Annotated in this window: 13 protein-coding genes; all 13 read left to right on the top strand. The window is 52.3% G+C overall.

What is annotated here, in order from left to right; all coding sequences use genetic code 11:
* Window positions 1-116: 116 nt before the first annotated feature.
* The 13 genes from B8115_RS16405 (at window position 117) to B8115_RS16360 (ending at window position 19,344) form a co-directional block, all read left to right on the top strand.
* Window positions 117-1,613: an asparagine synthase-related protein gene (locus B8115_RS16405; RefSeq protein WP_010628920.1), complete on the top strand. Its 1,497-nt coding sequence runs from the start codon at window positions 117-119 to the stop codon at window positions 1,611-1,613.
* Between the two features lie 255 nt (window positions 1,614-1,868).
* The gene (locus tag B8115_RS23415) at window positions 1,869-3,134 is read left to right on the top strand and encodes a hypothetical protein (protein WP_141638635.1); all 1,266 of its coding nucleotides are present in this window, start codon (window positions 1,869-1,871) and stop codon (window positions 3,132-3,134) included.
* Between the two features lie 14 nt (window positions 3,135-3,148).
* Window positions 3,149-4,336 carry a glycosyltransferase family 4 protein gene (locus B8115_RS16400; RefSeq protein ID WP_010628919.1) on the top strand — a complete coding sequence of 396 codons (1,188 nt, stop codon included), beginning with the start codon at window positions 3,149-3,151 and terminating at the stop codon, window positions 4,334-4,336.
* Between the two features lie 86 nt (window positions 4,337-4,422).
* On the top strand, window positions 4,423-5,772 hold the full coding sequence (locus tag B8115_RS23410; RefSeq protein WP_010628918.1) for a phenylacetate--CoA ligase family protein: 1,350 nt from the start codon (window positions 4,423-4,425) through the stop codon (window positions 5,770-5,772).
* 50 nt (window positions 5,773-5,822) lie between these two features.
* On the top strand, window positions 5,823-7,961 hold the full coding sequence (locus tag B8115_RS16395; RefSeq protein ID WP_010628917.1) for a bi-domain-containing oxidoreductase: 2,139 nt from the start codon (window positions 5,823-5,825) through the stop codon (window positions 7,959-7,961).
* Between the two features lie 73 nt (window positions 7,962-8,034).
* Window positions 8,035-9,213 (top strand): non-hydrolyzing UDP-N-acetylglucosamine 2-epimerase, encoded by a 1,179-nt coding sequence (gene wecB, locus B8115_RS16390; protein WP_010628916.1) that lies wholly within the window; start codon window positions 8,035-8,037, stop codon window positions 9,211-9,213.
* A 62-nt stretch (window positions 9,214-9,275) separates the two neighbouring features.
* Window positions 9,276-10,592 carry a UDP-N-acetyl-D-mannosamine dehydrogenase gene (gene wecC, locus B8115_RS16385; RefSeq protein WP_010628915.1) on the top strand — a complete coding sequence of 439 codons (1,317 nt, stop codon included), beginning with the start codon at window positions 9,276-9,278 and terminating at the stop codon, window positions 10,590-10,592.
* 98 nt (window positions 10,593-10,690) lie between these two features.
* Window positions 10,691-11,857: an ImmA/IrrE family metallo-endopeptidase gene (locus B8115_RS16380; RefSeq protein WP_010628914.1), complete on the top strand. Its 1,167-nt coding sequence runs from the start codon at window positions 10,691-10,693 to the stop codon at window positions 11,855-11,857.
* 185 nt (window positions 11,858-12,042) lie between these two features.
* Entirely contained in the window at window positions 12,043-13,764 is a 1,722-nt protein-coding gene (locus tag B8115_RS16375) for a heparinase II/III family protein (protein ID WP_010628913.1), read from the top strand.
* A gap of 35 nt (window positions 13,765-13,799) precedes the next feature.
* Window positions 13,800-15,041 (top strand): glycosyltransferase family 4 protein, encoded by a 1,242-nt coding sequence (locus B8115_RS16370; protein WP_051004660.1) that lies wholly within the window; start codon window positions 13,800-13,802, stop codon window positions 15,039-15,041.
* A gap of 56 nt (window positions 15,042-15,097) precedes the next feature.
* Window positions 15,098-15,649 (top strand): hypothetical protein, encoded by a 552-nt coding sequence (locus B8115_RS23405; protein WP_141638634.1) that lies wholly within the window; start codon window positions 15,098-15,100, stop codon window positions 15,647-15,649.
* Between the two features lie 121 nt (window positions 15,650-15,770).
* Window positions 15,771-17,114 (top strand): UDP-glucose/GDP-mannose dehydrogenase family protein, encoded by a 1,344-nt coding sequence (locus tag B8115_RS16365; RefSeq protein ID WP_010628911.1) that lies wholly within the window; start codon window positions 15,771-15,773, stop codon window positions 17,112-17,114.
* Window positions 17,115-17,175: 61 nt separating this feature from the next.
* On the top strand, window positions 17,176-19,344 hold the full coding sequence (locus B8115_RS16360; protein WP_010628910.1) for a DUF262 domain-containing protein: 2,169 nt from the start codon (window positions 17,176-17,178) through the stop codon (window positions 19,342-19,344).
* The last annotated feature ends 95 nt before the right edge of the window (window positions 19,345-19,439 follow it).

Raw genomic sequence — 19,439 nt, 5'->3', positions numbered from 1 at the left:
AACCGTTTAAACAGCTCTTCGCTACCCGTGATGATGGTCAGTATGTGAGCGCTCCATGCGATCAACTGCTCGGGTTCAAACTTTACTAACTTCCTTACATAAGAAATCGCGGAAACATGATTGGTTTTCATACGCCAGACACACCTAATACAGTTCTGCAGACTGACCTCGCCGCCGAAAACCCTTTGTATCTTTACTGGCCAAAAGATAAATCTATACTTGTATACAGTGATTCTATTACTGAATTACTTGCTAATCCTAAAGTGTCTAAGCCTCTTTCCGTATCCTGCGAGGGCATTTCCTTTTTATTGCAAAGCGGGGTAGTGCCGCCCCCTAAAACCGCTTATGAAGATATATATATTTTAAGTATTGGTGATGCTGCATTTGTTAATGTTTTTAACCGAAAAGTTGAGGTTGAATTTACTCATACTTTTCCGTTTTTCAATGGCAGCCGCATGTCACCCGATGAAATGAGGCCGGACGAAAATTACATTCTAGAAGTTCTTGCTGAGGCAACTGCAAGTCGTATTAATTCTTCCTATCCAAGCTTCTTATTTCACAGCGCGGGGAAAGACAGTAACACTATTGCTCTTGCGTTAGCCTTAGCCGGTTGGCAGGATAGGGTAACACTAATCAGCCATAAAACTAACGGAGTGGCAGACGAAAGTAAGATCAGTGCTCAAATTGCAAGCCATTTAGGCTTCAAACACATTGTTTTACTAGAAGTAGAACAGTTAACTGCACAGCATAAACATGCTATTGAAGATTATTTTGTACATTCTCCTTTTCCATGCACTGATAACGTTTCACTTGCATACCCATTATATTCAGTTCAAGTGCCGGAGTTGAAAGAGGCGAATCTTATTGATGGTGGGGGGAATGATACATATATGTCCATCCCACCCAAAGAACGTGACATTAAAACTCATAAGCTAGGGAGGTGGGCAGCTAACCTGGCGGGATTGAGAAATTTAGTGAAATCCGAAAGTATATTATGCCCTTTGCTACGAACACAGGCTGAATGGTATGGGATGGCAGGGCTCAGTTTAGCAGATGCCCAAAAAATTTACCCGAACAGTATATCTGTATTTCCTTACTGGCAGAAAGAGAGTTGTTTAAGGCGGGGGTGGGAAATATATGATTTTAAAACGGATATTTTAACCACGGTAACAGCAGCCGAGTTGCATATTAGAAAAGTAAGAAATTTTTCTGATGCAATGAAAGGCAATTTGGTGCTGCCTTTCTCAAATTTTCAAGTGGCTGGTTATTTTTCTAAGATGCCCGAAAAATATCTTTTTGATCGGGAAAGCAAGAAAAATAAGCTTATTCTTAGAAAGATATTAAAGGATAGACTGGGGTTAGATTCAGATGCACTTGGAAAAATGGGATATAGTTATGATTCATCTAGCGTTATAATCAATAACTGGGATTTTATTGTTGAAGAAATATATAGCTGCAACCTATGGGATAAGATAGGTTTGAAATATGTTATAAATCGCATGCATGGCAATATGGAAAGGAAGGGGTGGAGCGGTAAGGCTGCAGGACAGTTTTTAAACAGAATTTACTTGTTGTCAGCTTGGTATAATAATTGCCAGTATTTGAGGAAGTAATGTTATTAGTGCTTTTCCTGTATGTGCCTGTAGTAGTGTTTATCTCAATTTTTTGCTAACTTCAATGAGTCTCTGGTATATAAATGAGTAGGACGCCTTCTGCCTGACCTTGATATCTATGATTGAGCTTTAGGTTATGATAGATATCAGATAACTATCATGCCGTAATTCATTAAATTTGGATTGCTTTGTTTTTGTATATTTTTTACAACTGTGTTCAGCTAAGACCTTTACATGTCATTATGAGGTCAGACTATGGCAATTGCTTTTAAACAAAGGCATGTTAGCGATACTTGGTTAGCTCTTTTTGCACTCTTGCTGACGGTAGTTTTTGATTATTTTTTTAATAATCATAGTCGCGAGGCATCCTTGGCAATGTTTGCAGTTATTACTTTTGTTTTCATATACATATTACGGGAATTTCGACATTACGGCACACTGGGTATTGTTGTTTTTTCTTCTGGGCTGATTCTTTATGTTATCCCTTATTTGGGTTATATTTTAAGAGGCGTGCATTTGCCTTTCGTATTTTACTCGCTCTTTAATGTGGTGGCACTAATTCTGCTATTCTTCAGCAGGTTTTTCTTTCGAGAAGGAATCACCCAAGAGTCAACTGTACTCAAAGGGGCTGTCCCTTTGTATTGTATTTTTATTTTATTTTCTTTTGTCGGCCTGCATGTTTGGATGCCAGTCCATGCCGGTTTTTTGGCTTTAGCATTGTTAATGCTAGGTAGAATCTGTGGAAATATAAAATACAGTCATAAGAAAGTATTGGTTCTTACTTCATTCATTTACTTGCTGCTTTTATATGATTTTTTTATGGTCTGGAACGGTTTTGGAAGATTGCTTTTTTTGATATATTTAATATTGCCTGTATTGGTTCTTTATCATTACCGGCGAATTAGCTTGAGTATGTGGCAATTTCATATATTAATTCCTTTTGGCATGCTGATCGGGATTTATATTAGAGCTCAGGATGGCTTTAGGTTAGCGCTAATGAACTTTGGTGGTGGTTCTGTTGGCCACCATTTGGAGTTGATGAAAGATATAAGCTTATCATTGAATTCCAGTGAGGCACGTATAAGTGAATTGTTTGGTCAGTTTTCTTTATATTTTTTGAATTGGTTTCCTCGAGACATTTGGCAAGAAAAACCAGTAGGTATCAGTTTTTGGTTTGTAGATGAATTTATAGGTCGTGAAGGCTACGGTGACGTTTATAATGTTTCGTTGGGCTTGTGGGGAGAACACATGTATTTACTTCCAGGTTTTTGGCCTGTAAGTGGTTTATTTTTGATCCTGTTGACTGGCCTAATGATCAAGATTGTATATGTCTGCTCTTTTCGTTCTGCCGTTGCAGTTATTGTTTTTCAGGCATATTTGTTAACTTTGTTTTGGGGGGGGATGGGGTCGTTCGGTTCAAGAGTTTGGTGGATGCTATTACCTATATGCATATATATATGGGCTGAAAAAATTTTCCTATTATTAACGGCGAAAAAAATACTACCTGCGCGCCTTTCTTAAGTTAGGATTTTGCGATGTTTAAAGAAAAGCCTGTTGTATTAGCTTTTAATAAATTCTATTTGCCTGGCTATAAGGCTGGTGGGCCTATTCGTTCTTTAGTCAATATGGTGGATCACCTTGGGGACAAATTTGATTTTTACATTTTAACTCTTGATCATGACGCGGGCGACAGGAATTCATATCAAAGCATCCAGCATGGGAAGTGGCATCATGTTGGAAAATCTAAAGTTATGTATTTAAGCCCTGAGGATGTTTCAATAAACAAGCTGGTTAAGATTATCTCATATCTTAATCCTGCTGCAATCTATTTGAATAGTTATTTTGACTCTTCTTTCACTTTGCGTGTATTGTTATCTCGTCGGCTAAACAGGTTTAACTCCATACCAATTATTTTGGCTCCTAGAGGAGAGTTTTCTGCAGGCGCACTTGGTATAAAGAGCTTCAAGAAACGTGCCTATATACGCATGTCGTCTGTTCTCGGTCTCTACCGTAATTTGATTTGGCAGGCATCAAGTTCGCTAGAAAAAGAAGATATACTACGTAGTCTGAAATTTGTTCGATACGATCAAGTCAAGGTGGCTGTGAATCTTACTCCGATAGCCCCTTTTTCAAATTTTGAACCAAAAGCTCGGGAAGTTAATTCCCCGTTGAAAGTTTGTTTCCTGTCACGCATAACGCCAAAGAAAAATTTAGATTTTGCTTTAGATGTATTACGTCAGGTCTCGTCGAAAGTAACATTTACAATTTATGGGCCAAAAGAGTCTACGTTGTATTGGGTGCGATGCGAGTCGCTGATAGAAGATTTACCAGACAATATTACTGTAGTCTACGCGGGTGAAGTCCTCCCAAATAATGTCAATGCTAACCTAGCTCAGCATGACTTATTTTTCTTTCCCACTCGAGGCGAAAATTATGGTCATGTGATTCATGAGGCTTTACTGTCTGGTTTGCCTGTTTTAATTAGTGACCAAACTCCCTGGGATGATTTGGAGGCATACGGTATTGGGTGGTCATATTCTCTCCAATATAGTTCATTTTTTTCCAAGAAAATTGATGATTTCGCTAATATGTTGAGTGAGGAAACTTTAAACATGCGGAAAAGAGCTATGGCTTTTGCTATTAATAAATCAAGCGACAGTCAAGCGGTAAGGGATAATATTGATTTGTTTGAGCATGCTGTTAGTTTGATGAGGCCAAGTTGAAGTTGTGTTGGAGATAAATAGTTTTTCTATTTAGTTTTATGCTGTATCTTTGTTGATTGACGCTTGTAAATAAAAGACTTGAAAGCATGGTAAAAATATACAAACATCTTCCTGAGAGTATTCAAGACTTAGCCGTCACCTATCAAGGGTGGCGGCTTTCTAAACACCGTTTTGGAGTGGATTTTAAACAATCTTTTAGAGATTTTTCTGACAGATCTTTATGGTCAAAAAATGAAATTATAGAGTATAGGAGGCGAAAGGTCTTAGAATCTCTTTTTCGTGCATCTTTGACTCCTTTCTATTCTCGTTTTTTCGCTAGTCTCGGAATGGAGTGGCAAGATTTTGAAGATCCAGAAGCTTTTTCTTTAATCCCGGTTGTTTCTAAAAAAGAAATTCAAGCCAAAATAGATGATTTTCGTCCGCGAGAAAAAATTTCATCAGACTCCGTTATTAAAACATCAGGGACAACTGGAGAGTCATTTTCATTTCCAGTGTCAAAAAATGTAGAACCCAGGCAATGGGCTGTGTGGTGGAGGTACAGGAATCGGCACAGTATTGACATAGGCGATAGGTGCGCTCTTTTTGCTTCTGCACCAATAATTCAAGGAAAGATGGGGTCAAGGCCTTGGAGATATAATCGTTTTGGCAATGAGTATAGATTTAGTATATTCCATATTTCCCGTGACACTGCAAAATTGTATGTGGATTCGCTAAATTCCATTCGGCCTTCTTGGATACATGGAAATCCCACAGCAATCTCATTGCTAGCATCTTATATCATTGAATTAGATTTGCCTGTTTGTTTTAAAGTTAAATGTGTTACAGTGGGTTCCGAGAACTTGCTAGGCTGGCAAAAAAGGGTTATTGAAAAAGCTTTTTTTACCAAAGTTGTGCAGCACTACGGTTTGGCTGAAGCTGTGGCAAATATTTCGGAGTGTGAGTTTGGGAAGTTGCACACTGACGAAGACTTTAGTTATGTGGAGTATCTTGCAAATGAAAAAGGCGAGGCATGCAGTATAATTGGGACGCCTTTTGACAATTATGCATTTTCTGTTCTTCGGTATGATACGGGTGATCTGGCAACGCTGAGCTCAGAAGAGTGTTCATGTGGCCATCCTGGTAGAGTGGTTGAAAATCTAGATGGGCGATTAACTGATTACGTGATTCTTCCCAGCGGAGATAAAGTTGCCTCTCTTGCTGCTCCATTCCATAATGCCGATGGTTTGGCTGGTGCTCAGTTATATCAAGGTAAAGATGGGGCGCTAACTGTACGTTATATTCCAGCAAGTGGTTGGGACGAAAATTGCCTTGTGAAACTGGAAAGTGAACTTCGTCTTCGCGTGGGTGATAAAATTTCTATAAAATATGAAAAAGTTTCAGAAATCCAGAAGACTTCAAGAGGGAAAATGAAGCTTGTTGTGTCTGAACTCAATTGATGCTTGGTCTGTATTTTCACTATAAGTTGTTCTTGAAATTTGAGTAATCAATGAAACAAGTCCTCCAAGACCTGGCCAAAGGCGCCACCACCCTTACCGAAGCCCCTTCACCTCGTGCCAGCACCGGTAGCCTGCTGATTTCAACCTCAACTACCTTAGTCTCCGCCGGTACCGAGCGCATGCTGGTGGATTTCGGCCGCGCCTCCTACCTGCAGAAGGCCCGTCAGCAGCCGGAGAAGGTGAAGATGGTGCTGGAGAAGGTTCAGACCGATGGCTTGATGACCACGATGGAGGCGGTGCGCTCAAAGTTGGCCCAGCCGCTGCCGCTAGGCTACTGCAATGTCGGCGTGGTCAGCGAAGTGGGGCAGGGTGTTTTAGGCTTCAAGCCCGGTGATCGTGTGGCCTCCAACGGGCCTCATGCCGAGATCGTCAAGGTACCGCAGAATCTCTGCGCGCGAATTCCCGAAGGTGTTTCCGACGAACAGGCGGCCTTTACTGTGGTAGGCGCTATCGGCCTGCAGGGAATCCGACTGGCGCAGCCGACTCTAGGCGAGGCTTTTGTGGTTACCGGGGTGGGGTTGATCGGGCTGTTGACGGTACAGCTGCTGCGTGCCCACGGTTGTCGTGTGCTGGCCATCGATTTCGATGCCGCCAAGCTGGCCTTGGCCGAAAAGTTCGGCGCCGAGATTTGCAACCCGGCTCAGGGCGAAGACCCGGTGGCGGCGGGGCTCGCCTTCAGCCGCGGTAACGGCGTGGATGGTGTCATCATTACTGCTTCCACCAAGTCGAACGATCCGGTCACCCAGGCGGCGCGTATGAGTCGCCAGCGTGGGCGCATCATCCTGGTGGGCGTTACCGGGCTGGAACTCAACCGTGCCGACTTCTATGAGAAGGAGCTCAGCTTTCAGGTCTCCTGCTCCTACGGCCCGGGCCGCTACGATCCGAACTACGAGGAAAAGGGCAATGACTATCCTCTCGGCTTCGTGCGCTGGACCGAGCAGCGCAATTTCGAGGCCGTGCTGGATATGCTGGCCAGCGGCCAGTTGGACGTCGAGCCGCTTATCACTCACCGCTTCGCTTTCGCTAATGTGCCCGAGGCCTACCGGGTGCTCACCGAGGAGCGCGCGGCCTTGGGTATCTTGCTGGAGTATGATGCACCGCTAGAGCAGCGCACCGTTTCGTCCGTTACCCTTAACCGCGAAGTACAGTTCGATGCTACCCGGCCTGTGCTGGGTATGATCGGCGCCGGTAACTACGCTTCTCGAGTGCTGATCCCGGCCTTCAAGGCTGCTGGTGCCCAGTTGCATACTCTGGTTACCGCAGGTGGCATCAACGGGGTGATTCACGGTGAGAAAGCGGGTTTTGCCGAAGCCTCTACGGATCTGGTGGGGCTGCTAGCCAACGACACCGTCAACACCGTGGCCATCGTCACCCGTCACGACACCCATGCAAACTTCGTTAGCCAAGCCTTGGCAGCAGGTAAGCATGTCTTCGTCGAAAAGCCCTTGGCGATTTGCAGGGAGGGGTTGGCCGAGGTAGAGGCGGCCTACCACACGGCCCACGCCAGCGGCCAACAGCCTCACCTGATGTTGGGCTTCAACCGCCGCTTCGCTCCCCAGGTCCAGAAAATGAAAAAGCTGCTGGGGACGGTGAACGAACCCAAGAGCTTCATCATGACCATGAACGCCGGGGCCATCCCTCCCGAGCACTGGACGCAGGATCCCGCAGTGGGCGGAGGACGCATTATCGGCGAGGCCTGCCACTTCATTGACCTGATGCGCTTCCTGGCCGGCAGCCCCATTGTCTCGGTTCAGGCGCGGCGAATGGGCGATAACCCGGGTATGGCGATCACCGAGGACAAGGCGGCCATCACCCTTGGCTTCGCTGACGGTTCCTTCGGCACTATCCACTATCTGGCCAACGGCGCGGCAAGCTTCCCCAAGGAGCGCGTCGAGGTGTTTACCGCCGGGCGGGTCCTTCAACTCGACAACTTTCGCAAGCTTAAGGGCTACGGCTGGCCGGGCTTTCGCAAGCTCACCCTGTGGAAACAAGACAAGGGTCAGAAGGCCTGCGCGGCGGCGTTCCTTACCGCCGTCGAGCAAGGTCGGGCTACCCCCATACCCGCTGAAGAAATCTTCGAGGTAGCGCGAGTCAGCATCGAAGCGGCTGAGGCGCTTCGCGGCCAGTAGCTACCTCGCATCGCTCTGACCACCTATTGGCGCAAGCGATCCCAATCCTACAATCCTGATGAAGGCAGACCGTATGACTTCACCGCGGCCACTGCGCACGCTCTGTGTCTTCGGCACACGCCCTGAGGCGATCAAGATGTCGCCTCTGTCCCTCGCCCTGCAGGCGGATCCACGCTTCGATACGCGTGTATGCGTGACTGGCCAGCACCGGGAGATGCTGGATCAGGTACTAGCGTTGTTCGAACTGATACCGGACTATGATCTTTCGATCATGCGGCCAGGTCAGGATCTGACCGATGTCACTGCCGCCATTCTGCAGGGTATGAAAGGCGTACTGAGTGATTGGCGGCCCGATGTGGTGCTGGTGCACGGTGATACGGCCACTACCTTTGCAGTGACCCTAGCCGCCTACTACCAGCAAATACCGGTGGCTCATGTCGAAGCGGGGCTGCGCACCGGTAACCTTTACTCCCCGTGGCCGGAAGAGGCCAACCGCAAGCTGACCGGAGCTCTGGCCGCGTGGCACTTTGCGCCGACCGAGCGCTCGCGCCGCAACCTGCTCGAGGAGGGCGCCAAGCCGGATAGCATCCTGGTCACGGGGAATACGGTGGTCGATGCCTTGCTGGATGTAATCGAGAAGCTTGAAACGACACCTGCGTTACAGGCGCGATTCCAGGATCAGTTCGCTTTCCTGGATGACGCTCGCCGCATGATTCTGGTCACTGGCCACCGCCGTGAAAGCTTCGGCGGTGGCTTCGAGCGCATCTGCCAGGCACTGCGCATCACCGCAAGCCGGCACCCCGATGTACAGGTCGTCTATCCGGTTCACCTCAACCCTCAGGTGCAAGAACCCGTTAACCGGCTGCTGGCGGATATCGACAACATCCACCTGATCGAGCCGCTGGATTATCTGCCGTTCGTGTATTTGATGAATCGGGCTCACCTAATCATCACCGATTCAGGCGGTATTCAAGAAGAAGCGCCGTCGCTGGGCAAGCCGGTGCTGGTGATGCGTGATACCACCGAACGACCGGAGGCGGTTGAGGCGGGCACCGTCAAACTGGTGGGTACCGATGTGGCCACCATCACACGTGAACTCGACACACTGCTGTCTGACGACACCGCTTACCAAGCCATGAGCCGCGCGCACAACCCATACGGCGACGGCCAGGCCTGCGCGCGTATTCTCGATCACCTTGCCGAATCTCTGGGTTCGACCCGTAAGGCCAGCAAAGAACTGGCTACGGCTTGATCTCTTAGACCTCTCCAAAGCTTTTAATTTGCAGCCTTCTCAGTACGCAAGGAACGCAATTTATGTCTCTTGAAACCATTTCCGTGATTGGGTTGGGCTATATTGGCCTGCCCACCGCTGCTGTCATCGCCTCTCGCCGTAAGCGGGTCATCGGTGTGGATATCAGCCTGCAGGCGGTGAACACCATCAACCGTGGTGAGATTCATATCGTCGAGCCTGAACTCGACATGCTGGTCCATGCGGCGGTCAAGGAGGGCTACCTGAGGGCCACCACCGTGCCGGAACCGGCAGATGCTTTCCTGGTCGCTGTGCCTACCCCCTTCAAGCGTGAAGAGGGGAAGGAACATGTGCCGGACCTAAGCTACATTCACTCGGCTAGCCTTTCGATCGCACCGGTACTGAAGCCAGGCGACTTGGTCATTCTGGAATCCACCTCGCCGGTGGGGGCCACTGAGCAAATGGAGGCCTGGCTTGCGGAGGCGCGCCCGGACCTAAGCTTCCCCAGCCAACTGGGCGAGGCGTCGGACATTCGCGTGGCGCACTGTCCGGAGCGGGTGTTGCCGGGGCACGTGGTACGCGAGTTGGTGGAGAATGACCGGGTAATCGGCGGTATGACGCCACGTTGCTCCGAGGCCGCATGTGAGCTGTATCAGCTTTTCGTGCAGGGAGATTGCATCAGCACTAACGCACGCACGGCCGAAATGGCCAAGCTGACCGAGAACAGCTTTCGCGATGTCAACATTGCCTTTGCCAATGAGCTTTCCATCATCTGCGATAGGCTCGACATCAACGTCTGGGAGCTGATCCGCCTGGCCAACCGTCACCCGCGGGTCAATATTCTACAGCCGGGGCCGGGTGTGGGTGGCCACTGCATCGCCGTGGACCCTTGGTTCATCATTAGCGAAGCCCCGGAACAGGCCCGTCTGATCCGCACGGCACGCGACGTCAACGATGGTAAGCCCGAGTGGGTGATCGACAAGGTCAGTCAAGCGGTGGGTCAGTTCCTGAGTCAGCACCCTGAGCGCACCGCCCGCGACATCACCGTGGCGTGCCTGGGGCTGGCGTTCAAGCCTGATATCGACGACCTACGTGAAAGCCCGGCGCTTGCCATCACCCAGGCATTGAAATCCAGGCTGCCCAGCAGGCTGATGGTGGTCGAGCCCAATATCGATGTACTGCCAACGAGCCTGGAGGGCTCCAAGCTTGTCGGTATCGATGTGGCCCTGGCCGAGGCGGACATCATCGTGCTGTTGGTCGACCACAAGGCGTTCAAGAAAATCGGGCAAGAGCAATTGACCGGCCGCCTGCTGGTCGACACCCGGGGGGTATGGGCCGGGCAGGCGCGGCGACTGGCGGTTCCTTCTCCACTGCCGACCTGATGTGCCATGGTCCTAAGGGGACAGCAATGCTAAAAGTGACTATAATGCGCCGCTCTGCTATTTTAGTTACTTAGAGGGGTGGGCCAGGAGGCAGGGGGATGAGCATCGAGCACATCAGCATCAATTTGCGCCGTCTAAGGAAGGAGTCGGGTATATCGCAGGCCGAACTGGCTGAGGCCTCAGGACTCTCGCTGAGCGGTTACCGCAAGCTGGAGCTAGCCAAGACTGAAAGCCCGCGTCCGGAGTCGCTCAAGTCGATTGCTCGTGTGTTGGGGGTGCCGCTTCAGGAGCTGCTGATGCCGGTAGCGTCGCTCGAGCAAGTGCGCTTTCGCTCGTTGCGCAGGCTGAAGAGCCGTGGCCAGATTCTGGCGGATGTTGCCGTTTGGCTGCAGGATTTCGCTGACCTGGAAGACCTGACCGGAGAGCGGCCGCCGCATGCGCTCGAGCCGTTGTGGAAGGCATACCACCAGCATGGCGCGGAAGATATCCCGAGCTATGCACAGCGGGTGAGATCGGCGTTCCACCTCAACGACCGCGAGCCGGTACACGATATCTGTGGTCTGCTGGAGGCGCGCGGCATCAAGGTGCGCTCGGTTTCCGTTCCCAATGATGCCTTCATGGGGCTCTCCGTCGGAACTGAAGAGCGCGGGGGGCCTGCCATCGTGGTCAATACCTGGGAACGGCTGCCGGTCGAGACTTGGATCTTCAGTGCCGTGCACGAGCTTGGGCACTTGTTGATGCACCTCGGGGCTTACGATGTTGCCGCCTCTGAGGAAGATGCCGACCAGGAACGTGAAGCCGACCGCTTTGCTTCGCACTTCCTGATGCCGGAAGCCGCTTTTCGTCGTGAATGGGACGAGACCGCGGGGCTCTCGCTGCTCGACCGGGTATTCAAGGTCAAGCGGGTGTTTCGTGTCAGTTGGCGTACCGTGCTGTTCCGGGTGGCGGAGAGCATGCCCGAAGCATCGCGTGGTGGGCTCTGGGCACGCTTCAATGCGGAATACAAGCGACAGCGGTCTCGTTCACTGCTCAAGCACGACGAGCCCAGCGGCATCGATGCCGAGGTTTACCATTCGCTCTATAGCGAGCGGCCGGTCGGTGAAGAGCCGTTCGGAATGGATGCTTACGACTTCAAGGAAGATCGTCTGGCCCGTTTGGTGCGCCGGGGATTGGAGGATGGTCTCATCTCGCTATCACGCGGAAGCGAGATTCTCAACCTGCCACTCATGGAAATGCGGGAACTTACCCGCTCCTGGATGAGCTGACGACGGCTGCTGGCGAACACGATGCCGATCATCACAGATGCCAATGTACTAATTGATTACTGCCAAGCGGACCTGTCGATTTTGGGGCTCTACGCCGCCCACATCGAGCCGGTGCTGATACCCTCGCAGATTTTCACATAACGCCGGGTCTCTGGCGTTGCTTATCTCGTTGCGGAATTGCTTTGATGTTGACGCGTTATACCCGTCTGTTTCATACCGTTCGCTACCTCAAGCCGGGACAAATCGGCTGGCGACTATATTACCGCTTGCTGCGCCAGCGTGTGCGTCGGCAGGCCATGGCCCCGCTGGGGCAGGCAGAGCGGCGCCGTTGGGTCGATAGCTGGTCGGCTCCCACCTGGATGCCGCCGGTGCTGGTAGGCAAGGGGGCATCGAATGAGTTCGAGTTCCAGTTCCTCGGCGAACGGGGTGGGTTGGCTAGCACGGAAGATTGGAACCATCCCGGCAAGAGCAAGCTATGGCTCTATAACTTGCATTACCTGGACGATCTTTGTGCACAGGATGCCGATGAACGCTCCGTCGAGCACCGGGCGCTGGTGCAGCGCTGGCTTGATGAGAATCCGCCTCTCGTAGGCAATGGCTGGGAGCCTTATACGCTCTCATTGCGGCTGGTGAACCTGACCAAGTGGCTGAGCGGGCAGCAATGGCAGAGTGGAGAGCCCGTTCCCTCACCTTGGCTTGCAAGCCTGGCGCGCCAGGCTCAGGCGCTCTCGGCCCAACGCGAATTCCACATTCTGGCCAACCACCTCTTCGCCAACGGCAAGGCACTGACCTTTGTCGGCGCATTTTTGCAAGGCGAGGACGCCGAGCGCTGGCTACGTCAGGGGCTCGACATTCTCGATGAGCAAGTTCCCGAGCAGTTCTTGGCCGATGGAGCGCACTTCGAGCGCTCGCCCATGTATCACGCCGCACTGCTATGGGATCTGGCCGACCTGATTCATCTGTCCGAGTGCAGTGGATTGGTGGCTCTGCGCGAGCGTGCCGCGGCTTGGCGCTCTTTCCTGGAGCGCGGGTTGGGGTGGCTTCAGTGGATGAGCCATCCGGACGGCGAAATCGGCTTTTTCAATGATGCCGCTTTCGGTGTTGCTCCCACCTTGGCGAATCTAGACGCCTATGCCGAGCGATTGGGGCTCAAGATCCTCGAGCCCTTGGCCGCAACCTCAATCGTCACCCAGGGGGTTCGCTACGCTGCGCGGCATGCCAGAGAGAGCGGCTATGTGGCGGTGGAATGGGATCATGGCGGCAAGGCCATAATCGATGTAGCGCCGGTAGGGCCGGACTACCAGCCCGGCCATGCCCATGCCGATACGCTTAGTTTTGAACTAAGCCTGTTTGGACAGCGCGTACTGGTCAATTCGGGGACTTCCCAATACGGCGATAACGTAGAACGTCATCGTCAGCGCTCTACTGCGGCTCACAACACGGTAGTGGTCGATAATGAAAACTCATCCGAAGTATGGGCCGGCTTTCGAGTTGCGCGGCGTGCTCGCCCTGGGCCCGTACGGATCAGCGTAGAGGAAGGGAGCTTGACAGTGCAGGGCAGTCACGACGGCTACCGGCGCCGGCCCGGCCGCGTCGAGCATCGCCGTGAGTGGTGTATCGGTGATGGAAGGCTGACCGTGGCGGATAGTCTGAGAGGGCGCTTCGGGCAGGCCAAGGCTCGTTTTCACTGCCACCCTTCTGTGTCGTTATCGCTTGCAGATCCAAAGCGAGGCCGACTGACATTACCTAGTGGGCAAAAGATTTCATTTTCCATCGAAGGGGGGCGAGCAGAGGTTGAGACTACGGCCTGGCACCCTCGCTTTGGTGTATCTCAAGCAAATCAATGTCTCGTGGTGCATTTTACTCACAGTGATTGCCTTACGCGTTTTTCTTGGGCGTACAGCTAAGCGCCTTTATATCGCTATCAAGACAGTTTTCCTTTATGCGCATACTCTTCATTTCCGATAACTTTCCACCTGAAACCAATGCTCCAGCTACTCGTCTCTATGAGCATGCAACCCGCTGGGTCAAAGCCGGGCATGAAGTAACGGTGATTACCTGCGCACCAAATTTTCCTGAGGGTAAGGTTTTTCCTGGTTACCGCAATCGCTGGTATGCCGTGGAAAATTGGGATGGGATACGCATTGTTCGGGTAAAAAGCTATATCACTTCTAACGAAGGTTTCCTCAAACGAACCTTGGATTATGTCTCGTTCATGGTGAGCGGCTTCTCTGTTGGCCTGTTTCAGAAGAATCCTGATGTTATTGTCGCCACCTCTCCACAGTTCTTCGCCGCTGTTGGTGGCTGGGCCTTGGCAGCCGTGCGCCGTAAGCCTTTCATCTTTGAACTCCGCGATCTATGGCCTGCTTCGATTGTAGCCGTGGGTGCAATGCGAGAGAGCCGAACGATACGCTGGTTGGAAAAGCTCGAGCTGTTTCTTTATCGTCGTGCAAGCCGAGTCGTAGCCGTGACGCACGCCTTCAAGAAAGATCTCATGGAGCGCGGTATTGAGGGTGACAAGATCGATGTCGTCCTCAATGGCGTAGACTTATCACGTTACCAACCCATGGCGGCCGACGAGTCTCTGCTACGAGAGCATGAGCTGCAAGGGAAGTTCGTGGTGGGCTACCTCGGCACTCATGGCATGGCGCATGCTCTGGACAAGGTGCTGGAGGCCGCTGAGCAGTTGAAGCACCGCGACGATATCGTATTCATTTTTGTGGGAGCAGGTGCTGCAAAAACCGAGCTTGTGGAGCGGGCCAAGGCGAAAGGACTATCGAACGTGCGCTTTGTGCCGCGACAACCCAAGGAAGCCATGCCGAAATACTGGTCCCTGTGTGATTTGGCTCTGATTCCACTACGGGATACACCAGTATTCGAAAGTGTCATCCCTTCCAAGATGTTTGAATGTATGGGCATGGGCATTCCGGTTTTAATGTCGATCCCAGAAGGGGAAGGCACCAGTATTTTGCGTGAATCTGGCGCTGGGGTTTGTGTACCCCCGGAAGATCCAGTAGCCATGGCAGCAGCAATTGAAGGCCTCAAGGACAATTTGGAGCAACGGGACGAGCTTCGAAGACAAGGACTGGCAGCAGCAGCTACATACTCTCGAGACCATCAAGCTGAGAAAATGCTGGCAGCATTTGGCATAGTGCTGAAGTGTGGTAATAAAGTTAAAAATTAGCTTTGATGTTGCATTTCATGGTTTTTTTTGAATCCAATATTGATTGGTGAGGTGTTGTGGGTGAGTTCACTGCTGTAATAGCGATCATTATGTCTCTAGTTAGTCTGGGGATGAGTCTTTATAATTTCTATAATGATAGAGCTAGAGTGAATGCCTGGCTTGAGGTTCAATTTCATAGCTTCTCTCCTAAGCAGAAAGGCCTTCCTTTTGTATATCTTAAAATATTGAACCAAGGTAGGCGTCCGGTAATTGTTAGCCAGTGGGTCCTGTCTATAGGCGAAGTTGAATTGTCGAGTGCCATTGTGGATCCTTGGGAAATAAGTGAGGGTGAGGTTAATTTAAATGAATTAGAAAATCCTCATAGCTTTTTTGCCTCTGCATATTCTTCCAACAGAACCAGTAAAAAACTAAATGAGGCTGAGTTTTTTGAAAGATTTATAGTTGAAAGTGGGAAGGTTGAAGAGATGCTGATAGAAACTCGTGACGGGGACTATGTCTATCCGGAGCGAATGTTTATAGAAGATGTAAAGGGGGGCAGGTATCCTGTAAGAAATTTGAAAAAAGTTGTTAATGAGCTTAATCGATGGGCGAGGGAAGGGGGAAGTTAAAGTTCGTCATAGGTACTTCCGTTCCTGAATACTTTCTTTTTCTTCCTGGATAAGAGGTTAATTTTATCTCAGGGTGGGTTTTATAATTATTTTTTCATTCGTCAAAGGTTGAGACTATTTTGTGAAAGCGACAGTTTTTGGCACCGGCTATGTAGGCTTGGTTCAGGGTACTATCCTGGCCGATGCTGGCCATGAGGTGGTGTGTGTCGATGTCGATGCCGACAAGTTGGCGCAGCTCGAGCAGGGCATTATCCCGATTTACGAGCCGGGGCTCGAGGCGCTGGTGAAAGCCAACCTGGCGGCGGGGCGGCTGTGCTTCACGACCGACGCCGCGCTGGGTGTGGCGCATGGCGAGGTGCAGTTCATTGCGGTGGGCACGCCGCCGGATGAGGATGGCAGCGCTGATTTGCAGTACGTGCTTAAGGTGGCGCAAACCATCGCCGAGCACATGTCGGCGCCGCGTATCATCGTCAACAAATCGACCGTGCCGGTGGGCACGGCGGACCGGGTGGGTCAGTGCGTCGGCGAGGTGCTGGCCAAGCGCGGGCGGGATGACCTGACGTTCGATGTGGTCTCCAACCCGGAGTTTCTCAAGGAAGGCAGCGCCGTTGCCGATTGCCAAAAGCCGGACCGCATCATCATCGGCACCGAGAACCCCGAGAGCGTCGAGGTGCTGCGCGAGCTTTATGCGCCGTTCAATCGCAATCACGAGAAGATGATCGTGATGGATGTGCGCAGCGCGGAGCTGACCAAGTACGCTGCCAACTGCATGCTGGCCACCAAGATCAGCTTCATGAATGAAATGGCCAATCTGGCCGAGCGGTTGGGCGCCGATATCGAGGCGGTACGCCAGGGCATCGGCGCCGACCCGCGTATCGGCTACCACTTCATTTACCCCGGGGTGGGTTACGGCGGCTCCTGTTTCCCCAAGGACGTGCAGGCGCTGATCCGCACGGCCGAGGAGATCGACTTCGATGCCAGGGTGCTCAAAGCCGTGGAAGCGCGCAATGCGCAGCAGAAGACGACCCTGTTCCACAAGATTCAGCGGCATTTCCGCGGCGAGCTGAGCGGCAAGACATTCGCCCTTTGGGGGCTTGCCTTCAAACCCAACACCGACGACATGCGCGAGGCGCCCAGCCGGGTGCTGATGGAAGCCTTGTGGCAGGCGGGTGCTCGGGTGCAGGCCTATGATCCTGAAGCCATGGAAGAAGCACAGCGCCTTTACGGCAGCCGTGATGACCTCGCGCTGTGCGGCACCAAGGAGGCTGCCCTGCGCGGCGCCGATGCGCTGGTTATCGTCACGGAATGGAAAAGCTTCCGTGCACCGGATTTCGCCTTGATCGCGCAGCAGCTGAGTGAGCCGGTAATCTTCGATGGCCGCAACCTTTACTCGCCTGAACGCATGGCAATAAAGGGCTTTACCTATTATTCGGTGGGGCGGCAGGCGACGCTTAGCCACGGCTGAGCGCAAACCACCAAGCGGATGTTGTGCCACCGTAGCGACGATGACGTAGGAAAGCGCATCGATGAAGAACCATAACGATACCATTCGCAAGCTCGTTTCGTATCTCAACGACCCGGAGCAGCAGGGCGGTTTCTGGCTGCCCAACATCCAGCGTCCTTTCGTTTGGCGTGAGGAGCAGATCGAGCGGCTGTTCGATTCGCTGATGCGCGACTACCCCATCAGCACCATGCTGGTGTGGCGCACGCCGGCGAGCATCAAGTGCCGCAAGTTCATCGATCATTACCACCCGGGTAAGCCGCTCAGCCAGTATCAGGTACCGGAGAACGACAAGCCGAAGATGCTGGTGCTAGATGGGCAGCAGCGCCTGCAGAGTCTGTACATCGGGCTGAGCGGAAGCTACGACGGCAAGGAGCTGTTCTTCAATGTCGGCAGCGGCAACCCGGTCTCGCCCGACGACATTCGCTACGAATTTCGCTTCCTCAAGCCCGGCAAGGCGATCTTCCCCTGGGTGCGCTTCAAGGACATCGTGTTCTACAAGGGTATGCCCAATCACCTGGGGACGGAGCTGGCCGAGCGTTCGCCCACGCCGTTGCCCGCCGAATCGTTCAATCGCATCGTCGAAAACGTCTGGCGTGCACATAATGTGTTCTGTGCCCAGGAGCGTATCGCGTACCAGCTGTTGGATAGTGTCGATAACCCCCAGGCCTACACCGAAAACGATGTGGTCGAGATTTTCATACGTGCCAACTCGGGCGGTACGCAACTGAGCAAGTCGGATTTGCTGTTTTCCCTGCTCACCAGCGCCTGGGACGAAGCAGACGCGCGTATGGAGGGCTTGCTCGAAGACCTCAACGCCGGCGGCTACAGGTTCGATCGTGACTTGGTGCTCAAGGCTTGCCTGGTACTGCTGGGCAAGGGGGCCAACTACGACGTGGCCAAGTTCCGCGATGAGACAACGCGCGCCAGAATTATCGAGAACTGGGGCAAGATAACCGCGGCCGTATGCGATGTTCGGGACTTCCTGCGCAACCACACGTTCGTGCGCAGCCACCATGCCCTGACCTCGTACAATGGCCTGCTGCCGCTGATTTATTTCCGCTATCACTATCCGGAGAAGTGGGCCGGTGCCAAAGGTCTCGCCTCTTTCGTGCTGCGCGTAATGGTCACCCAGGCCTTCAGCGGCCGGCCGGACAACCTGATCAATAAGCTGACGCGTCAAATCGATACTGACGAGGATTTCGACGTACCCCGCCTGTTCGAGCTGATTCGTCAGGATGGTCGCAGCCTGGACCTCACCGACGACGTACTGCTGGGCATACAGTACGGCTCGCGCCAGATCCATTTGCTGTTCAATCTGTGGTATCGCCAGTACGACTATGAACCGGCGTATGCCGGCAACGCGCCTCAGGTCGACCATATTTTCCCGCAGAGTGCGTTACGCCAGGTCAAGGATTACAACCCGGAGACGGGTCGTCATTCGCTGATGCGCTATCCCGCTGCGGTGCGCGATCAATTGTCGAACTGCATGTTGCTTACGGCAGCGGAGAACGGCCCGGGCGGAAAGGGGGACAAGCTGCCCGCGGAGTGGTTTGCCGATAAGAGCGACGCATATCTGGAGATGCACCTCATTCCTCGCCAGAAAGAGCTTTGGGCGCTCGAGCGCTTCGATGACTTTCTCAAGGCGCGGCAGAAGCTGCTGCTGCAAAGGCTCAAGCCAGTGCTGCACGAGTTGCCGGCAAGCGAAGAAACCCCCGATGCTCCCAGCGAGCCCCACAACGATGAGCAGGGCCGGGTTCAGCAGAGTGAGTCTAACGGTGCTGCGACGAGCCAGCGGGGGGAGCCTGAGAAGAGCGAGGCTCCCGGCGATGGCTTGCGCCAAGCTGAGAGCGCTGAGGAAGTAATGGCGGCGTTCTTGCAGCGCATTGCCGAACCCACCAAGTACATCGCGGGCTTTCGTACACATGGCGGGCTGGAGTTGGCGCTGGAGCGTAATAGAAGCGGTATCGCGCTGTGGACGGAGGTGGTGCCGGACGTTGAGGAGAGCGGGTTCGTCATGGCCATGCGATATGACGCGACCACGCCGCGTAATTCCAATTTGAATTCCAAGAACTGCCCACGCTTGAAGTTGGGCCGCGAAGTGTTGACATGGAAGCTGCGCGATACGGATGAGCTGGTTGATTTCATCAATTGGTACCAGAACTGTCGCGGAGTGGAAGTCGGCAGAAGTTAGGCACCTTTTTTAACCGGCAGGCCATACATCAAGAACGAGCCATGCGTGAGCGAAGCGCTTCATAGAAAGCGCATCCACGTCGTGGCGATAACGAT

It is taken from the genome of Halomonas sp. KM-1, assembly GCF_000246875.1.
GTDB lineage: Bacteria > Pseudomonadota > Gammaproteobacteria > Pseudomonadales > Halomonadaceae > Halomonas > Halomonas aerodenitrificans.
This window is presented reverse-complemented; position numbering and strand designations above follow the sequence as displayed.